The organism is Streptomyces sp. Inha503 (genome assembly GCF_047215865.1).
GTDB classification, from domain to species: Bacteria; Actinomycetota; Actinomycetes; order Streptomycetales; family Streptomycetaceae; genus Streptomyces; species Streptomyces lycopersici.
In genome coordinates this window covers 4,645,995-4,659,776 of the sequence record NZ_CP178360.1, presented here as the reverse complement: position 1 = coordinate 4,659,776, position 13,782 = coordinate 4,645,995, and the positions used below count along the sequence as shown (strand labels likewise).

Sequence of the window (13,782 nt, the reverse complement as noted above, 5' to 3'; positions counted from 1 at the left end):
GTGTTATTCGCAACACTGTTCTGACCGTTCAGAAGAATGAAAAACCTCGACTCCGGACCCGATCTCTCAGTGCGTTCTGATAGCGGAACCTCTGATCCCGCCAGGGCATCGAGGTGCCGCATGATGAGCATGTGGCCGGTTTTCGTCACCTTCTAATAGGGCGGCCTATTCGGAGTCGGTGGCCCGGTCGCGCGTCGCGGTTCGGCGGACCCGGTGGTTGGCGACGTTGACGCGGTTGCCGCACAGTCCGGGCATGCAGTAGCGGCGGCTGCCGGGCCGGGTGGTGTCGATGAACGCTCCCCGGCAGGTGGGTGCGGTGCACGGGCGGAACCGCCGCTCGCCGAGGGTGTGGACGACCCCGAGGACGCCCATGCCGCAGATCAGGGAGAGTGCGTCGGCGATGGTCGCCCCGTCCCGGAGCGGGACGGCCCACCGCATGCGGCCCCCGTGTGCGGGGTCCGGTATCAGGGTGGCGCCCCGGGCGGACGAGGTGAGCCGGGTGGCGCCGGTGATGAGGCGGTCGCGGTCGGGGTGGTCGATCAGGTCCCGCACGGTGGTCCGCAGCGCGTGCACCGCATGGAGGTCGGCTGGGCGTCCCTGGCGGGCGAGTTCGGCCAGCGCGTCCGGAACGTCGTCGTCACCTCCGGGCCGGTCGCCGTGCGGCTCGGTGAACGCGACGAGGGCGGCCAGGTCGGGCAGGCGGTCGTCGCCGCGCCAGACCTCGGCGGTGGTGTTGACCAGCTCCGTCGCGATCCCCGCCGCCCAGACGTAATCGTCCAACGCCACTTGCATCGTTGACGCACTCCTCGCTACGTTCGGCTAAACGCAATTTTAACCCTTACATGCGGTGCCGGCTGCCGGCCTCGGCCCCGCCCGCCCCCGCTCCGTCAGGAGACCTTGCCCATGTCAGAGCTGGAGATCGACGCCGTCGTCTTCGATGTGCTCGGCACGCTCGTCGACGAACCCACCGGCATCCGCGCCGGTATCCGTGAACTCGCCCCGGCGCTCGACGATTCCGGGGTCGAGCGGCTGTTGTCGCTGTGGCAGCGGCATATCGACCGCGAGCAGCGCCGCATCCTCGACGGCGCCCGGCCCTACGTCACCACCGAGGTCCTCGACCGCGAAGCCGCCCGGCTCGTCGCCGACGCCGCCGGAGTCGCCGCCCCGGCCGCCGTGGCGGCGCTGGCCGTGTCCGGCCGCCGACTCCCGCCGTGGTCCGACACGGTGGCGGGGCTGGCCCGGCTCGCCGGGCGGTTCCCGCTGATCGGCCTGTCCAACGCGAGCCGGACGGCGCTGCTGGAGCTCAACGCCCACGCCGGACTGCGCTGGCACCAGGCCCTGTCCGCCGAGGACGCCCGCGCCTACAAGCCGGACCCCGCGGTCTACGAGCTGGCCGTCACCGTCTCCGGACGGCCGCCGGAGCGACTGCTGATGGTCGCCGCCCACGCCTGGGACCTGCGCGGTGCGCAGGCTCTCGGCCTGCGCACCGCCTACGTCGCCCGCCCCGTCGGCGACCCGCCCGGTCCCTCGGACCGGTTCGATCTGCACGCCGACGGCTTGGCCGATCTGGCCGATCAGCTCGATAGGAACTTGCTCACGCAATAGCCAGCGCCAACTACGCGGAGGTCTTCGTCACGCCCTCCGGTGTGTTGCGGGGCCGCGAAGGGGTGACCTTCGGCTTCCGCGACGGCCTCATCCAGGCCCAGACCGTGCGCTACACCCTGGTCGCCGAAGAGGGCTGAGCCACGGCGAGCTCGCCTGGGTCGGTGGTCAGCGCACCAGGGGGAGGAAGACCGTGTCCACGATCTCTTCGAGGGTGTCGTCGGGCACGGGGGCGAAGGTCGTGAGGATTTCGTGGCGCAGCAGGTCGAAGGGGAGCGACTTGACGCGTTCGGTGAGGCGTTCCGGTTTGATCTCGCCACGGTCGACGGCGCGGCCGAAGAGTGCGCCGAGAGCCTCCGCGCGTCCCGTCACGAGGGGGTCGCGCAGCTCGCCGGGGCTGTTTCCGGTCGCCTGGTGGTAGTCGGCCAGGCGCATGCTCATGATGGTGATGAACTGGACGCGGGTGGAGTTGATCTCCCGCATGAGGGTGAGGATGTCCTCCCGCAGGCTTCCCGTGTCGGGAACGTCGAGGCGGGACTCCTTCAGGGTGTGGACGATGGCCGCCCGGACCAGGTCGTCGCGGTTGGACCAGCGGCGATAGAGAACGGGCGGGCTGGTGCCCGCGCGCTTGACGACGGCGTCCATGGTGAACCTGGCGTAGCCGGTGTCCGTGAGTTCTTCCCAGGCCGCGTCGAGGAGCGCCTTCTCCAGGGCCGCGCCGCGGCGTCGCTCGGGCATGCGTTCCTCCATTAGATAGAGTTGCCTTTCTTATCCTAGCGTCCTACTCTGACCGCCGTAAGATAGATCCCTGTATCTTAAGGTGGCTGTTCATGGGCACTCCCCCCAACCGGTCCGACCCCGCGGCAACCGCGGGGGACCCCGATCGTGTGGATCCCGCCGTGTGGCGCATGGCGATCACCCTCATCGTGGGCGCCCTCGCCGTCGTCTTCGACACCACCATCGTCAGCGTCGCGCTCAACGACCTGGCGGGGGAACTCGACGCCCCGCTGGCCACCATCCAGTGGGTGAGCACCGGCTACCTGCTGGCGGTGTTCGTCACCATCCCACTCGCCGGATGGGCCCAGTCACGGCTCGGCGGCCGACATCTGTGGATCGCCGCCCTGGTCGTGTTCCTGCTCGGCTCGGTCCTGAGCGCGCTGGCGTGGGACGCGACCAGCCTCATCGCCTTCCGCGTCGTCCAGGGCGGCGCGGGCGGCCTCATGATGCCGCTCATGGCCACGCTGCTCATGCAGGCCGCCGAGGGCCGCAACATCGGCAAGGTCATGGCCATCATCACCGTGCCCACCTCACTCGGCCCGATCCTCGGCCCGGTCCTGGGCGGCCTCATCCTGCATCTGGCCGACTGGCGCTGGCTGTTCTTCGTCAACGTCCCCTTCTGCGTCGTCGGCGCCTGGCTCGCCTGGCGCAATCTGCCCAACGACCGACCGGCGCCCGGCCGCCCCCGCACCCGTCTGGACACCGTCGGCCTGCTCCTGCTCTGTCCGGGCTTCGCCGCCCTCGTCTACGGCCTCTCCCAGGTCGAGGGCAGCGCGGGCTTCGCCGACGCCAAGGTCCTCATCCCGCTGATCGGCGGACTCGCCCTGGTCGGGGGCTTCACCGCCTGGGCGCTGACCCGCACCACCGGCGCCCTGGTCAATGTGCGGCTGTTCCGCCACCGCGCGGTGGCCTCCTCCGCCACTCTGCTCCTCCTGGGCGGCGTCTCCCTGTACGGGTCGATGATGCTGCTGCCCCTGTACTTCCAACAGGTCCGCGGCGAGGACGCCCTCGGCGCCGGACTGCTGCTCATCCCGCAGGGTGTCGGCGCGCTCCTCGCCCGCGGGCTGGCGGGCGCGTACACCGATCGCATCGGCCCCCGCGGGGTCGCCTTCGCGGCGTTCGCCTTCGTCGCCGCGGCCACCGTGCCATTCGCCTTCGTCACCGCCGGCACCAGCGAAGTCCTGCTCATGGCCGCGCTGTTCGTCCGCGGCATCGCTCTGGGCGCGGCCATGATCGCGCCCATGGGCGCCGCGTACGTCGGTCTTGAGCACGGGGAGATCCCCGACGCCAGCATCATCACCCGAGTCGCCCAGCAGCTCGGCGGCGCCGTGGGCATCGCCGTCCTCGCCGTCATCCTCCAGCACAGCACCGGTGGCGCCCACACCCCGGACACCCTGGCCGACGGCTTCGGCACCGCGTTCTGGTGGTCGGTGGCCCTCACCGCCGTCGCCGTTCCGCTGTGCCTGCTCCTGCCCAGCCTCCCCGAACCGGCGGCCCCCGACGCCGCCGCCGAAGCGGAAGCCGCCGCCAAGGCCTGAGACGCGACCGCGCACGCCAATCGCGCACCCCACCCCACATATCGAGGAGTACCCATGACGATCTCGCTCCGCCCGGGAGAGTGTCGCTTGCGCCCCCCTGGTCCCCGGCTCACACCCGGGTTAGCGGACCGTTAGCGGGGCGGCAGTCTTGCGGTAGGGAGCCCGACCAGAGTGGGTGACGCACCGAAGAGACCACCACACCGACTGCCCCTGGGGGGACCCGAAATGAGCTCCAACACCGCTGTCCGCACCGTTCGCCGCCGCACCCTGCGCGTCGCCGCCGCGGTCCTGATCGCAGCCGCCGGCTTCAGCCTGACCGCCTGCAACGACTCGGACGCCAACGCCTCGAAGCCCGCGGCCTCCGCCACGTCCAACAGCGCGGACTCCTCCACCGGAGGGAAGGGCACCGACGCCAAGGCCGGCGCCGGGGCGGGCACCGAGGACAAGGCCGACAATGGGGCGGGCACTGAGAGCAAGGCGGGCGCCGCGGACGAGGCGTCATCCCCGGACCGCACCGAGACCCTGGCGGACGGCAGCACGGGCGAGATCTACGAGCTCGGCGACCAGCACTATCGCCTCAAGATCGTCAACGACGGTGACGTCCTGGCCACGTTCGAGACGAACGGGCAGGACGCCGGGCTCGACGCCAACGGCATGTATGTCGTGCTCACCATGGGCGGCGAGGTCAAGTCCTGGATGGGCGGCGAGCACAAGGCGCCGGGCACCTTCGAGCTCGCGGGCGGCTGGACGGCCAAGGTGACGAAGGTCGGCGAGAGCCACTACCGTGCGGAGATCATCGGCCACGGTGACGTCATGGGCACGATGGAGGCGAACGGACACGACGCCGGGCTCAACGCCAACGGCGTGTACATCGTGCTCAGCACCCGCGGTGTGATCAGCGCCCACGAGTAAACGTCAATGCCCGCGCGGCCGCGGCGGTGGAGCCACCTTCCGGTGGGTTCCACCGCCGCGCTGACTTTTCGGGTGCTCTCCGTAAACTGAGGGGCATGGCATGCCGCATCAGTGAGCTGGTCCTGGACTGCGTCGACCCCGAGCGGCTCGCCGCGTTCTGGAGCGAGGTCCTCGGCTACGTCGAACTCGGCCGGGAGGACGACGGAAGCATCGAGATCGGGCCGCCCGACGCCGGCTTCGGCGGTTTGCAGCCCACCCTCGTCCTCAGCCCCAGCAGCGACCCCCGGCCCGAGAAGCTCCGACTGCACATCGACGTCAACGCCACCGACCGCGACCAGGACGCCGAGCTGGAGCGGCTGCTCGCGCTCGGCGCCAAGCCCGCCGACGTCGGTCAGACCGGCACCGAGAACTGGCACGTCCTGGCCGACCCCGAGGGCAACGAGTTCTGCCTCCTGCGCCGCCGGCTCCAGCCCCTCTGAGCGGCTTCGAGGCTTCGACAAAATCAGTGGAGCGGCACCGCTCCGGGCCATTACCGTTCTGCCGACCCAAGTCGTCTAGGCAGGGACGTGCCGTTGTACACCGTGTGAGACCTCCCAAGCGCTGATTTGTCGCGCGTCGCGCATATGCGCCGCGCTCTTTTTTGCTGCGGATTTCTCACTGAAACCGGTGTACTTCTGTGCTCAATAGCTGGGTGGTCATGCCCACCTGCCTGCCGCTCGTTCTCCGCCGTTGCCACGCCTGCGCATCCGAGCGCTTCCGGGCAAGCGGTAAATTCCGCGTCAACGCGAACCACAAGCTCATCGACGCCTGGCTCCTCGTGCTCTGTACCGGGTGCGGGGAAACGGCGAAGCTCACGGTCCTGGAGCGGATGAACGTGCGCTCCGTACGACCCGAGCTGCTGGACCGGCTGCATGCCAACGACCGTGGCCTGACAGCCGAGTTGCTCCAGGATCCGGTCGTACGGCGCCGTAATCGCATCGCCCTCGACTGGAACGACGCCTGGCGCCTCGACACCGGCGGATCGGATCACCTGGACCGTGGATGGGGTCTCCCCTGCTCGAGCGAAGCCGAGAGCTTGGGGAGCATCGATGTCTCGGTCCGCTTCGCGGCGCGGATCCCCGTCCGGCCGGTGCGACTGATCGCTGAAGGCTGCGGTCTTTCGCGGGCCGAGGTCGAGAGACTGATCACGGAGGGCGGACTCGTTTCGGCGGTCCGGCTGAGCGCCAAGCTCACCGGCGACTTCACCTTCACGCTCAAGCGCTGAGCCCTCCCCGGGCCCAGGGGCGAAGTTCCCTGGGCCCGGCACGGCGCTGTGACATCCGCGCCGCCGCGTACATACGGTGAGATAGGGGTAACCCTGGCCGGGCCATCGTCCCGGGTGGCGGATGTGATGAGCGTCACTGCTCCGGGGTGCCCGTACGCGCCGCCCCGTCGTCCCATGCCGCCAACTCACCCGAAACGCGCCCAGGTCGGCCGCCGGGGTGCGACACGCCGGCCCTCCGCGCCGCCTCCCGCGTCCGCGCGGGTGGGCACCGTCACACATCGAGGGATCCGCCCATGCGGAGCCGGTATGTAGCGTGCGCCCATGCACGCCACGGATGACTCGACCACCCCGCATGACCACGTCCTCGGACAGCGCGCCGCCGGAGGCTGGATGTTCCTCCTCGAGGCAGCCCGCGACATCCGCACCACCGGGGCCCTCGCCCCCAGCGGCAGGGCGCTGGCCCACGCGCTGACCGAACCGGTGCGCTCACAGGCGGGGCGGCCGCTGAGCGTCCTGGAGGCCGGCGCCGGTACCGGGTCGGTCACCCGTTCCCTGATCCACCAGTTGCCGGCGGGCAGCCGCCTGGACATCGTCGAGGCCAACCCCCGCTTCACCGGCCGGCTGCGCGACCTCGTCCGCACCCACCCCCACCTGGCTGGACGGTCCGAGCGGATACGTGTGCACGAGGCCTACGTCGAGGAACTCGACGTAGGCCGCCGCTACGACGCGATCATCTCGGCCCTGCCCTTCGCCAACTTCGATCCCCACCAGATCGAGGCGATCATGGGCCGGTATCTGGAGCTGCTGCGCCCCGGCGGCCTCCTGGCCTACTTCGCCTACCGCGGCACCCGGCGGGCCCGCAGCCTGCTCCCCTCCCGGAACCAGGCGCGGCGGCACCGGGCCGCCGAAGAGGTGCTGGCCGACTACCGCCGCCGTTACGCCACCGGCCGCAGCACGGTCTGGGCCAATCTGCCCCCGGCCGACGTCTGGCACCTGCGCCGCCCCGCGGGCAGCCTCCCGGCCGCGCGCCGGACATCCGCCGGAGCCGCGGCCGGCTGGTGACCGTCAGCCATGGCCTCGCGGGAACGCGACGGCGGGATGGCCTCGCGGGAGCGCGGCGGTCGGCGATTTTCTCCGGTGGCGGGCGATTTTGTCCGCGTCGGCGGATCAACCCCACCCATATTCCCTTCCTCTTGACCCACAAGAGGGCCGCACCATCCGGTGGACGAGCGGCCGAGTCTGTGCGAGTCGAAGGGGATCACATGACACTGTTCGAGCATCCGTTCGTCGCGGCTGGTTCTGCCACCCCGCCCGTGGACGACACGGGACGGATGTTGCAGATGATCACGGGGTACTGGGTCACACAGATGGTGCGCACCGCGGCCGAACTGCGCATCGCCGACCACCTCCGCCCGGATGGGGCCACCGCCGCCGAGGTGGCCGAGGCGGAGTCGCTGGACCCCGCCTCGACGTTCCGGTTCCTGCGGTCGTGTGCCTCGCTCGGCCTGGCCGCGTCGGCGGACGGGAAACGGTTCGAGAGCACGTCCCTGCTCGACACCTTGCGTACCGACAACCCCGACTCGCTGCGTGATCTGGCGCTGTGGGGCGGTACCGAGTCGCACTGGCAGCCATGGGGACGGCTCGCCGACGCGGTACGCACCGGCACCCCCCAGGCGCAGGCCGCTCTCGGTGCGCCGGTCTTCGACTGGCTCGCCACCCAGCCGCGCGAGGCGGAGGTCTTCACCAACGCCATGACCGCCATGACACATAACCTGGCCCACCAACTGGCCGATGTGATCGACATCAAGGACGCCGAGGTCGCCGTGGATGTCGGCGGCGCCGGCGGAAACCTCGTCCAGACCCTCATGCGGCGGCATCCCGGATTGACCGGCAACGTGCTCGACCTTCCCCATGTGGGCGCCGATGCGGACGCCTCGGCGGAGAAGCTCGGCGTCGCGGACCGCTTCACCTTCGTCGGCGGTGACTTCTTCGACAAGGTGCCGTCCGGCGATCTGCACCTGCTGAAGTTCGTCCTCCACGACTGGGACGACGACTCCTGCGTACGCATCCTGCGCAACTGCCGGGAAGCGCTCGAACCCGGTGGCCGGGTGCTGGTGATGGAACTCCTCGTGGACGAGGTGGGCAAGCCGGGCCTGGAGCCGCTGATGGATCTGAACATGATGGCGCTGTCGACCGGACGGGAGCGCAGCGCCGACGAGTTCGAGGCCGTGTTCAACCGGGCCGGTCTGCGGCTCGTATCGGTGACGCCTTCCGCGTCCCTGCTCTCCGTGCTGGAGGCCATGCCCGTCTGACGCCCCGCCGGACAGGCCCTAGTCCCGGAACGAACCGTCCGCCCTGCGCGCGTGCCTGGACAGCAGGTGCCCGCACTGCGGGCAGTGCCGCCTGAACCCCTTCTTGACCAGATAGCTGATGCCGATCGTCACCACATGCATCAGCCCCACCGCCGCGTTCTGGAACAGCCGCCCCAGCCACGACCTCGTACATGTCTCACAGTCCCGGCAACCGGCCGCCATGGCGTATCCCCCCAACTCGTCGCTGACCTGCCCCGCACCACCAGTGTGCGCAATGGAGAACGCCGCCGAGCCGCCAACCGCCCTGCCTCCGCCGGGTTGTGACCGGCCCAGATCGCGTCCAGCACACGGCTGTGACATCGCGGCGGCGATGTCGCGGCCGCGACATCGCACAGGCCATGACGTAGATCACAGAGAAAGGGTGACAGGGTGTTGTCGCGGGCGGCTGCGAACGTCGGCGGCATGACGATCACAGATGTCGGTGGCACGACGATCACGGATGAGGACTGCCTCGCCGAAACCCTGGCCTTCAATGAGAAGTTCGCGGCCGACGCGGCGAGCCGGCCGGTCCGAGGGCCGGTGCCGAGCGCGGCCACACTGGCACTCCTGCGGCGCAACCGGCTCGGCGCCGACACCCCGCCGGTGAGACTGGAGCACGGCCAGGACCGCGTCGTCGCGGGCGGGGTGAAGGTGCGGACGTTCGTGCCGGACCGCGTCCACGGCGTGCATCTGCACATCCACGGTGGCAGCTGGGCGTTCGGCGCCGCGGACGGGCAGGACGAAAGGCTCTGGCGGCTTGCCGTGGAGGCACGGCTGGCGGTGGTGAGCGTGGAGTACCGCCTGGCGCCGGAACACCCGTTCCCCGCGGGGCCCGACGACTGCGAAGCGGTCGCCCGGTGGCTGGTGGAGCACACCGCGGCCGAGTTCGGTACGGAACGGCTGCTGATCGGCGGTGAATCGGCCGGTGCCCACCTCAGCGTCCTGACGCTGCTGCGCCTTCGCGACCGGCACGGCATCACCGGCGCGTTCCGGGCGGCCCACCTGCTCTACGGCCCGTACGACCTGTCGATGACACCGAGCCAGCGGTTGTTCGGCCCCCGACCGCGGCTGAGCAACACCGAATCGCTCCGGGGCGCCTATGAACTGTTCACGCCGGGGATGGGGGCGGAGCAGCGCCGCGACCCCGAGGTCTCCCCGCTCTTCGCGGACCTGGCCGGGCTGCCACCCGCCCGCCTCGTCGTCGGCACCGAGGACCCGCTGCTGGACGACTCCCTGTTCCTGGCCCAGCGTTGGCGCTCGGCGGGCGCGCCCGTACGGCTCGACGTCATCGCCGGCGCGATGCACGGCTTCACCCTGTTCCCCCTCACCATCACCGAGCGGGAACAGCGGCGCGAGCGGGACTTCCTGGCCACCGCGTGACGGCGGCGTCCGTCCACCGCGTGACGGTAGCGTCGGCCCCATGAACCGCACCGCCCGGCTGTACGCACTGGTGGAGGAGTTGCGGGCGGCCGCGCCACGGCCACTGACGGTCGCGGCGCTCGCCGCGCGATTCGAGATCAGCACCCGCACGGTGCAGCGCGACCTCCAGACGCTGATGGAGACCGGCGTTCCGGTGCGCACTTCACCCGGGCGGGGCGGGGGCTGGTCCATCTCCCCGGAGATGACCCTGCCCCCGATCCACTTCACCGCCGAAGAAGCCTCCGCACTGACCGCCGCACTCGCCACCGTCGGCGCCGCCACCCCCTACGCGGGCGCGGCCCGCACCGCGGCCCAGAAGATCGCCGCCTCGATGACGGGCCCCGCCTCGACGGCGGCCCGCGAACTCGCCGCACGGATCGTCATGCGGCCGACCCGAACCGACTCCGGGATCCGCACCGCCGTGGAACAGGCCCTCACCCACAACGTGGCGCTGCGGCTGTCCTACACCGACGCGTCCGGACGCGAAACCGACCGCGTCGTGGAACCGTCCGGCCTCCTCACCGCCGAAGGCCGCTGGTACCTCATCGCGTGGTGCCGCACCCGCCGCGCCGGCCGAGGCTTCCGCCTGGACCGCATCACCGCGGCGACCCCCACCGACGAACGGGCCCAGCCCCACGACCTGACCGCCCTCCTCCTCGGCTCAACCGCCACCGACGCGGTCCGCCCCACCTCACTGGCCTCACTGGCCCCGCAAACCGACACACAATCCTCTTCGCGGAGACTGAATGCGTGATTCCCCGGCTACCTTTGCCTCGATTATGGCGATGGTGGGGGTGTGGTGGGGATGGAACCGGATCCGACAGGGATGCTCGAGCGGCCGGGGAAACGGCATCGGAAGCTGATCTTCCGGTTGCTGGTCGCCTTGAGTCTGGCCGCCCTCGTCGGGTGGGGCGTGTGGCAGTACCGGGAGGCCGAGCGGTTGGTCACGGGGGATCGGGCCGATGTGCTGGATGTACGGCGGTGCTCCACTCACAGCTACAAGGGCGCCCCGCAGTACACCTGCCGCGCGACGTGGCGATTCTCCGGCGGGCGTACCGGCGAGGGGAACGTCGACGCGGGCGCCGAGCCGACGAGGAAGGGCTCCACCGTGTTCGCCGGCGACGACTGGGGATACGGCTCGCGTGGCCGACTGCTGGACTCGGTACTGCCGAAGGCCGGGGTCTTCCTGCTGATCCTTGGCGAACTGACCGTCTTGCTGGTCATCTCCCGGTTCGGGCTCAAACGCGGCTACACGCTGCCGCGTGTGCGCTCTTGACTCTTGGTCACTCGGTGAGGGGTTCGCGGAGCTCGAACCAGATGTGCTTGCCGGTGGGGCGCAGCCCGTTCTCCCAGGTGACGCCCCATGCGTAGGCCAGCTCCCGCATCAGGAACAGCCCGCGCCCTCCCTCCTCGTCGGGTGCCGCGTCGCGGGGGTACGGGTGGCGTTCCGGGGAGCCGTCGCGTACGGCGATCGTCGCGATGCGGTCGCGGACGAGGGTGTCGATGTGGATCAGCTGGGTGTTGGTGTGCTGATTGACGTTCGTCACGGCCTCGGAGACCAGGAGTTTCGCCGTGTCCGCGAGGTCGTGCAGGTCGTTGGCCTGGAGTAGCGCGGCGATCGCGTCGCGGCAGACCCTGGGGCTCTTCGGGGAGTTGGGGGCGCTGAAGCGGTAGGCGTACGGGGGTTCGGTGGGTTCGGCGACTTCGGGCATGGCGGTACTCCCAACGCGGTGCGTGGTTGGTTCGTTGCGCTGCGCTAGCAGGACCATAGAGCATGAGTGAGCACGCGTGCTATCGCTCGATAGAATTGCTGCTCTGTCTCGATGTGTGGGAACGTCCCACGCAACACTGTGTTCCGGGAGCGAAGGGAAGAGCGCATGCCGAGGACGGCCCCGACTGCGCGGCAGCGACGTCTCGGCGCGGAGCTGCGCAAGTTGCGTGAGCACGCCGGGATGAACGTGGCGCAAGCCGCCCAGCAACTGGGAGTGGATCGGACCCGGATCAGCAACACGGAGGCCGGTCGGTTCGGGGTGAGCGACGAACGGGTAAGGGCGCTCGCCGAGATCTACTCATGCGGCGATCAGGCGTACGTCGATGCCCTTGTGGTCATGGCGACGGAACGCGTCAAAGGGTGGTGGGAGGAATACCGTGGCAAGCTCTCCGCCAGCGCTCTGGACCTCGCCGAGCTGGAACACCATGCTGCGGGCCTGCGCTTGGTGCAGATCATGCACATCCCAGGGCTGTTGCAGACGGAGGACTATGCGCGGGCCGTGTTCTCCACGGCTGAGCCGGAGCCGACGCCAGCGCAATTGCGTTGCAGACTGTCCCACCGCCTGAGGCGCCGGGATGTGCTGGATCGTGAAGATCCACCGCAGTGCACCTTCCTTATTCACGAGGCTGCGTTGAGACTCCAGTTCGGCGGCACCAAGGTGGCGCTGCGGCAACTGGAGTACGTTGTGGAGGCATCGGAGCGGGACAACGTGACCGTACGGGTTGTCCCTTTCTCCGCTGGCGGATTCCCGAACGCGGGGACTTCCACGACGTACGTCACGGGGCCGGTGCCGCAGTTGGATACGGTGCAGCTCGACTCGCCCAACGGCAGCGCCCTCCTGGACGCGGAAACGTACCTGGCCAACTACAGGAGAGTTCTCGACCGGACCGAGGCGATGGCGCTGTCTCCCGACAAAACCCGTGACTTCGTTCACGGCATCGCCCATCAACTGTGAAGGCATGGAGATGTCCGACATGCGGTGGCAGAAGTCCTCTTACTCGGCCGACGCCGAGGGCAACGCTTGCGTGGAGCTGGCCCACGCCCTCAACGCTGCGGTACTCCTCCGCGAGAGCGATGATCCCTGCGTCGTGATCACCACCACCCCAGCTGCTCTCCGAGCGCTTGTCGCGAGGATCAAGACCGGCGGGTTTGACCACATGGCTGGCTGAGGGAGGTGGACTTACAACACTGGCGGAAGTCCTCGTACTCAGGTGACGCGGCCAACAACTGTGTCGAGCTCGCTCGAATACCGGATGCCGTCCTCCTCCGCGAGAGCGACGAACCCGGGACCGTGATCGCAACCACCCCCGCCGCCCTCCGGGCGCTGACCCGGGCCGCCCGGGCCGGGCGGTTCGATCAGCTGTCCCGCTAGGGGACAATGGGCGCCATGAGTCTGTTCCGCGACGACGGCATCGTGCTGCGCACCCAGAAGCTGGGAGAGGCGGACCGGATCATCACGCTGCTCACCCGCAACAACGGCCGCGTCCGCGCCGTCGCGCGGGGTGTGCGGCGGACGAAGTCGAAGTTCGGGGCGCGGCTCGAACCGTTCAGCCACGTTGACGTGCAGTTCTTCTCGCGTGGGGGCGGCGAGCTGATCGGCCGCGGGCTGCCGCTCTGCACGCAGAGTGAAACCATCGCTCCGTACGGTGGGTCGATCGTCACCGACTACGCCCGCTACACCGCCGGTACGGCCATGCTGGAGACGGCCGAGCGGTTCACCGACCACGAGGGCGAGCCCGCCGTACAGCAGTATCTGCTGCTCGTCGGCGCGCTGCGCACCCTCGCCGCCGGGGACCACGAGCCGCATCTCGTCCTGGACGCGTTTCTGCTCCGTTCCCTCGCCGTGAACGGCTACGCACCGAGTTTCGACGACTGCGCCAAGTGCGGGATGCCCGGTCCGAACCGGTTCTTCTCGGTCGGCGCGGGCGGGGTCATCTGCGGAGAGTGCCGGGTGCCCGGAAGCGTCGTACCCTCGGCGGAGTCGCTGACGCTGCTGGGCGCGCTGCTGACCGGGGACTGGGAGACGGCGGACGCGTGTGAGCTGCGGCATGCCCGGGAGGGCAGCGGGCTCGTGGCGGCGTATTTGCACTGGCACCTGGAGCGGGGACTTCGGTCGCTGCGGTACGTAGAGAAGTAGTACAGAGAGCA

The 13,782-nt window shown here is 69.8% G+C and carries 18 protein-coding genes; 14 read left to right on the top strand and 4 right to left on the bottom strand.

Translation table 11 applies throughout. The annotated features are described in order from the left end of the window. Nucleotides 1-165: 165 nt before the first annotated feature. Nucleotides 166-792 (bottom strand): CGNR zinc finger domain-containing protein, encoded by a 627-nt coding sequence (locus ACJX2R_RS19550; RefSeq protein WP_413101189.1) that lies wholly within the window; start codon nucleotides 790-792, stop codon nucleotides 166-168. Nucleotides 793-903: 111 nt separating this feature from the next. Between ACJX2R_RS19550 and ACJX2R_RS19545 the strand changes: the two genes are divergently transcribed. Beyond that, complete coding sequence (locus tag ACJX2R_RS19545) at nucleotides 904-1,605, top strand: haloacid dehalogenase type II (RefSeq protein WP_413101188.1); 702 nt, start codon at nucleotides 904-906, stop codon at nucleotides 1,603-1,605. Nucleotides 1,606-1,770: 165 nt separating this feature from the next. Here the strand turns inward: ACJX2R_RS19545 and ACJX2R_RS19540 are convergent, their stop codons facing one another. Then, nucleotides 1,771-2,340, bottom strand: coding sequence for a TetR/AcrR family transcriptional regulator (locus ACJX2R_RS19540; RefSeq protein ID WP_413101187.1), 570 nt, complete (start codon nucleotides 2,338-2,340; stop codon nucleotides 1,771-1,773). Nucleotides 2,341-2,432: 92 nt separating this feature from the next. On the opposite strand from ACJX2R_RS19540, the gene ACJX2R_RS19535 reads away from it, so the two are divergent. The 6 genes from ACJX2R_RS19535 to ACJX2R_RS19510 all read left to right on the top strand — a co-directional run bounded on the left by ACJX2R_RS19535 (nucleotide 2,433) and on the right by ACJX2R_RS19510 (nucleotide 8,405). Beyond that, nucleotides 2,433-3,917 carry an MDR family MFS transporter gene (locus tag ACJX2R_RS19535; protein ID WP_413101186.1) on the top strand — a complete coding sequence of 495 codons (1,485 nt, stop codon included), beginning with the start codon at nucleotides 2,433-2,435 and terminating at the stop codon, nucleotides 3,915-3,917. Between the two features lie 225 nt (nucleotides 3,918-4,142). After that, nucleotides 4,143-4,829, top strand: a complete 687-nt coding sequence (locus ACJX2R_RS19530; protein ID WP_413101185.1) for a hypothetical protein — start codon at nucleotides 4,143-4,145, stop codon at nucleotides 4,827-4,829. Between the two features lie 95 nt (nucleotides 4,830-4,924). Next, the gene (locus ACJX2R_RS19525) at nucleotides 4,925-5,308 is read left to right on the top strand and encodes a VOC family protein (protein ID WP_413101184.1); all 384 of its coding nucleotides are present in this window, start codon (nucleotides 4,925-4,927) and stop codon (nucleotides 5,306-5,308) included. A gap of 197 nt (nucleotides 5,309-5,505) precedes the next feature. Next, entirely contained in the window at nucleotides 5,506-6,093 is a 588-nt protein-coding gene (locus ACJX2R_RS19520; RefSeq protein ID WP_413101183.1) for a DUF1062 domain-containing protein, read from the top strand. 321 nt (nucleotides 6,094-6,414) lie between these two features. Beyond that, entirely contained in the window at nucleotides 6,415-7,155 is a 741-nt protein-coding gene (locus ACJX2R_RS19515) for a class I SAM-dependent methyltransferase (RefSeq protein ID WP_413101182.1), read from the top strand. A 200-nt stretch (nucleotides 7,156-7,355) separates the two neighbouring features. Beyond that, nucleotides 7,356-8,405, top strand: coding sequence for a methyltransferase (locus ACJX2R_RS19510; protein WP_413101181.1), 1,050 nt, complete (start codon nucleotides 7,356-7,358; stop codon nucleotides 8,403-8,405). Nucleotides 8,406-8,423: 18 nt separating this feature from the next. Here the strand turns inward: ACJX2R_RS19510 and ACJX2R_RS19505 are convergent, their stop codons facing one another. After that, nucleotides 8,424-8,627 carry a hypothetical protein gene (locus ACJX2R_RS19505; RefSeq protein ID WP_262700062.1) on the bottom strand — a complete coding sequence of 68 codons (204 nt, stop codon included), beginning with the start codon at nucleotides 8,625-8,627 and terminating at the stop codon, nucleotides 8,424-8,426. A 240-nt stretch (nucleotides 8,628-8,867) separates the two neighbouring features. Between ACJX2R_RS19505 and ACJX2R_RS19500 the strand changes: the two genes are divergently transcribed. Genes ACJX2R_RS19500 through ACJX2R_RS19490 form a run of 3 tightly spaced genes read left to right on the top strand, consistent with a single transcriptional unit; the run spans nucleotide 8,868 to nucleotide 11,139 of the window. Beyond that, nucleotides 8,868-9,824, top strand: coding sequence for an alpha/beta hydrolase (locus ACJX2R_RS19500; protein WP_413101180.1), 957 nt, complete (start codon nucleotides 8,868-8,870; stop codon nucleotides 9,822-9,824). Between the two features lie 40 nt (nucleotides 9,825-9,864). Continuing rightward, nucleotides 9,865-10,617: a helix-turn-helix transcriptional regulator gene (locus ACJX2R_RS19495; RefSeq protein WP_413101179.1), complete on the top strand. Its 753-nt coding sequence runs from the start codon at nucleotides 9,865-9,867 to the stop codon at nucleotides 10,615-10,617. Between the two features lie 51 nt (nucleotides 10,618-10,668). Continuing rightward, on the top strand, nucleotides 10,669-11,139 hold the full coding sequence (locus tag ACJX2R_RS19490) for a hypothetical protein (protein WP_413101178.1): 471 nt from the start codon (nucleotides 10,669-10,671) through the stop codon (nucleotides 11,137-11,139). Between the two features lie 7 nt (nucleotides 11,140-11,146). On the opposite strand, the gene ACJX2R_RS19485 is transcribed toward ACJX2R_RS19490, so the two are convergent. Continuing rightward, complete coding sequence (locus tag ACJX2R_RS19485) at nucleotides 11,147-11,575, bottom strand: ATP-binding protein (RefSeq protein WP_413101177.1); 429 nt, start codon at nucleotides 11,573-11,575, stop codon at nucleotides 11,147-11,149. Between the two features lie 165 nt (nucleotides 11,576-11,740). Here ACJX2R_RS19485 and ACJX2R_RS19480 point away from each other — a divergent pair, with 165 nt between their 5' ends. Genes ACJX2R_RS19480 through recO form a run of 4 tightly spaced genes read left to right on the top strand, consistent with a single transcriptional unit; the run spans nucleotide 11,741 to nucleotide 13,771 of the window. Beyond that, nucleotides 11,741-12,589, top strand: coding sequence for a Scr1 family TA system antitoxin-like transcriptional regulator (locus ACJX2R_RS19480; RefSeq protein ID WP_413101176.1), 849 nt, complete (start codon nucleotides 11,741-11,743; stop codon nucleotides 12,587-12,589). Between the two features lie 4 nt (nucleotides 12,590-12,593). After that, complete coding sequence (locus ACJX2R_RS19475) at nucleotides 12,594-12,803, top strand: DUF397 domain-containing protein (RefSeq protein ID WP_413101175.1); 210 nt, start codon at nucleotides 12,594-12,596, stop codon at nucleotides 12,801-12,803. A gap of 5 nt (nucleotides 12,804-12,808) precedes the next feature. Continuing rightward, nucleotides 12,809-13,006, top strand: coding sequence for a DUF397 domain-containing protein (locus ACJX2R_RS19470; RefSeq protein WP_413101174.1), 198 nt, complete (start codon nucleotides 12,809-12,811; stop codon nucleotides 13,004-13,006). A gap of 15 nt (nucleotides 13,007-13,021) precedes the next feature. Further along, complete coding sequence (recO, locus tag ACJX2R_RS19465) at nucleotides 13,022-13,771, top strand: DNA repair protein RecO (protein WP_044575559.1); 750 nt, start codon at nucleotides 13,022-13,024, stop codon at nucleotides 13,769-13,771. Nucleotides 13,772-13,782 lie beyond the last annotated feature (11 nt).

Bases quoted from the DNA above. Each gene is read 5' to 3' on its own strand.
- ACJX2R_RS19510 (WP_413101181.1), top strand. From the start codon at position 7,356: ATGACACTGTTCGAGCATCCGTTCGTCGCGGCTGGTTCTGCCACCCCG.
- ACJX2R_RS19550 (WP_413101189.1), bottom strand. From the start codon at position 792: ATGCAAGTGGCGTTGGACGATTACGTCTGGGCGGCGGGGATCGCGACG.
- ACJX2R_RS19490 (WP_413101178.1), top strand. From the start codon at position 10,669: ATGGAACCGGATCCGACAGGGATGCTCGAGCGGCCGGGGAAACGGCAT.
- ACJX2R_RS19545 (WP_413101188.1), top strand. From the start codon at position 904: ATGTCAGAGCTGGAGATCGACGCCGTCGTCTTCGATGTGCTCGGCACG.
- ACJX2R_RS19505 (WP_262700062.1), bottom strand. From the start codon at position 8,627: ATGGCGGCCGGTTGCCGGGACTGTGAGACATGTACGAGGTCGTGGCTG.
- ACJX2R_RS19530 (WP_413101185.1), top strand. From the start codon at position 4,143: ATGAGCTCCAACACCGCTGTCCGCACCGTTCGCCGCCGCACCCTGCGC.
- ACJX2R_RS19485 (WP_413101177.1), bottom strand. From the start codon at position 11,575: ATGCCCGAAGTCGCCGAACCCACCGAACCCCCGTACGCCTACCGCTTC.
- ACJX2R_RS19525 (WP_413101184.1), top strand. From the start codon at position 4,925: ATGGCATGCCGCATCAGTGAGCTGGTCCTGGACTGCGTCGACCCCGAG.
- ACJX2R_RS19540 (WP_413101187.1), bottom strand. From the start codon at position 2,340: ATGCCCGAGCGACGCCGCGGCGCGGCCCTGGAGAAGGCGCTCCTCGAC.
- ACJX2R_RS19515 (WP_413101182.1), top strand. From the start codon at position 6,415: ATGCACGCCACGGATGACTCGACCACCCCGCATGACCACGTCCTCGGA.
- ACJX2R_RS19535 (WP_413101186.1), top strand. From the start codon at position 2,433: ATGGGCACTCCCCCCAACCGGTCCGACCCCGCGGCAACCGCGGGGGAC.
- ACJX2R_RS19475 (WP_413101175.1), top strand. From the start codon at position 12,594: ATGGAGATGTCCGACATGCGGTGGCAGAAGTCCTCTTACTCGGCCGAC.
- ACJX2R_RS19495 (WP_413101179.1), top strand. From the start codon at position 9,865: ATGAACCGCACCGCCCGGCTGTACGCACTGGTGGAGGAGTTGCGGGCG.
- recO (WP_044575559.1), top strand. From the start codon at position 13,022: ATGAGTCTGTTCCGCGACGACGGCATCGTGCTGCGCACCCAGAAGCTG.
- ACJX2R_RS19500 (WP_413101180.1), top strand. From the start codon at position 8,868: ATGACGATCACAGATGTCGGTGGCACGACGATCACGGATGAGGACTGC.
- ACJX2R_RS19480 (WP_413101176.1), top strand. From the start codon at position 11,741: ATGCCGAGGACGGCCCCGACTGCGCGGCAGCGACGTCTCGGCGCGGAG.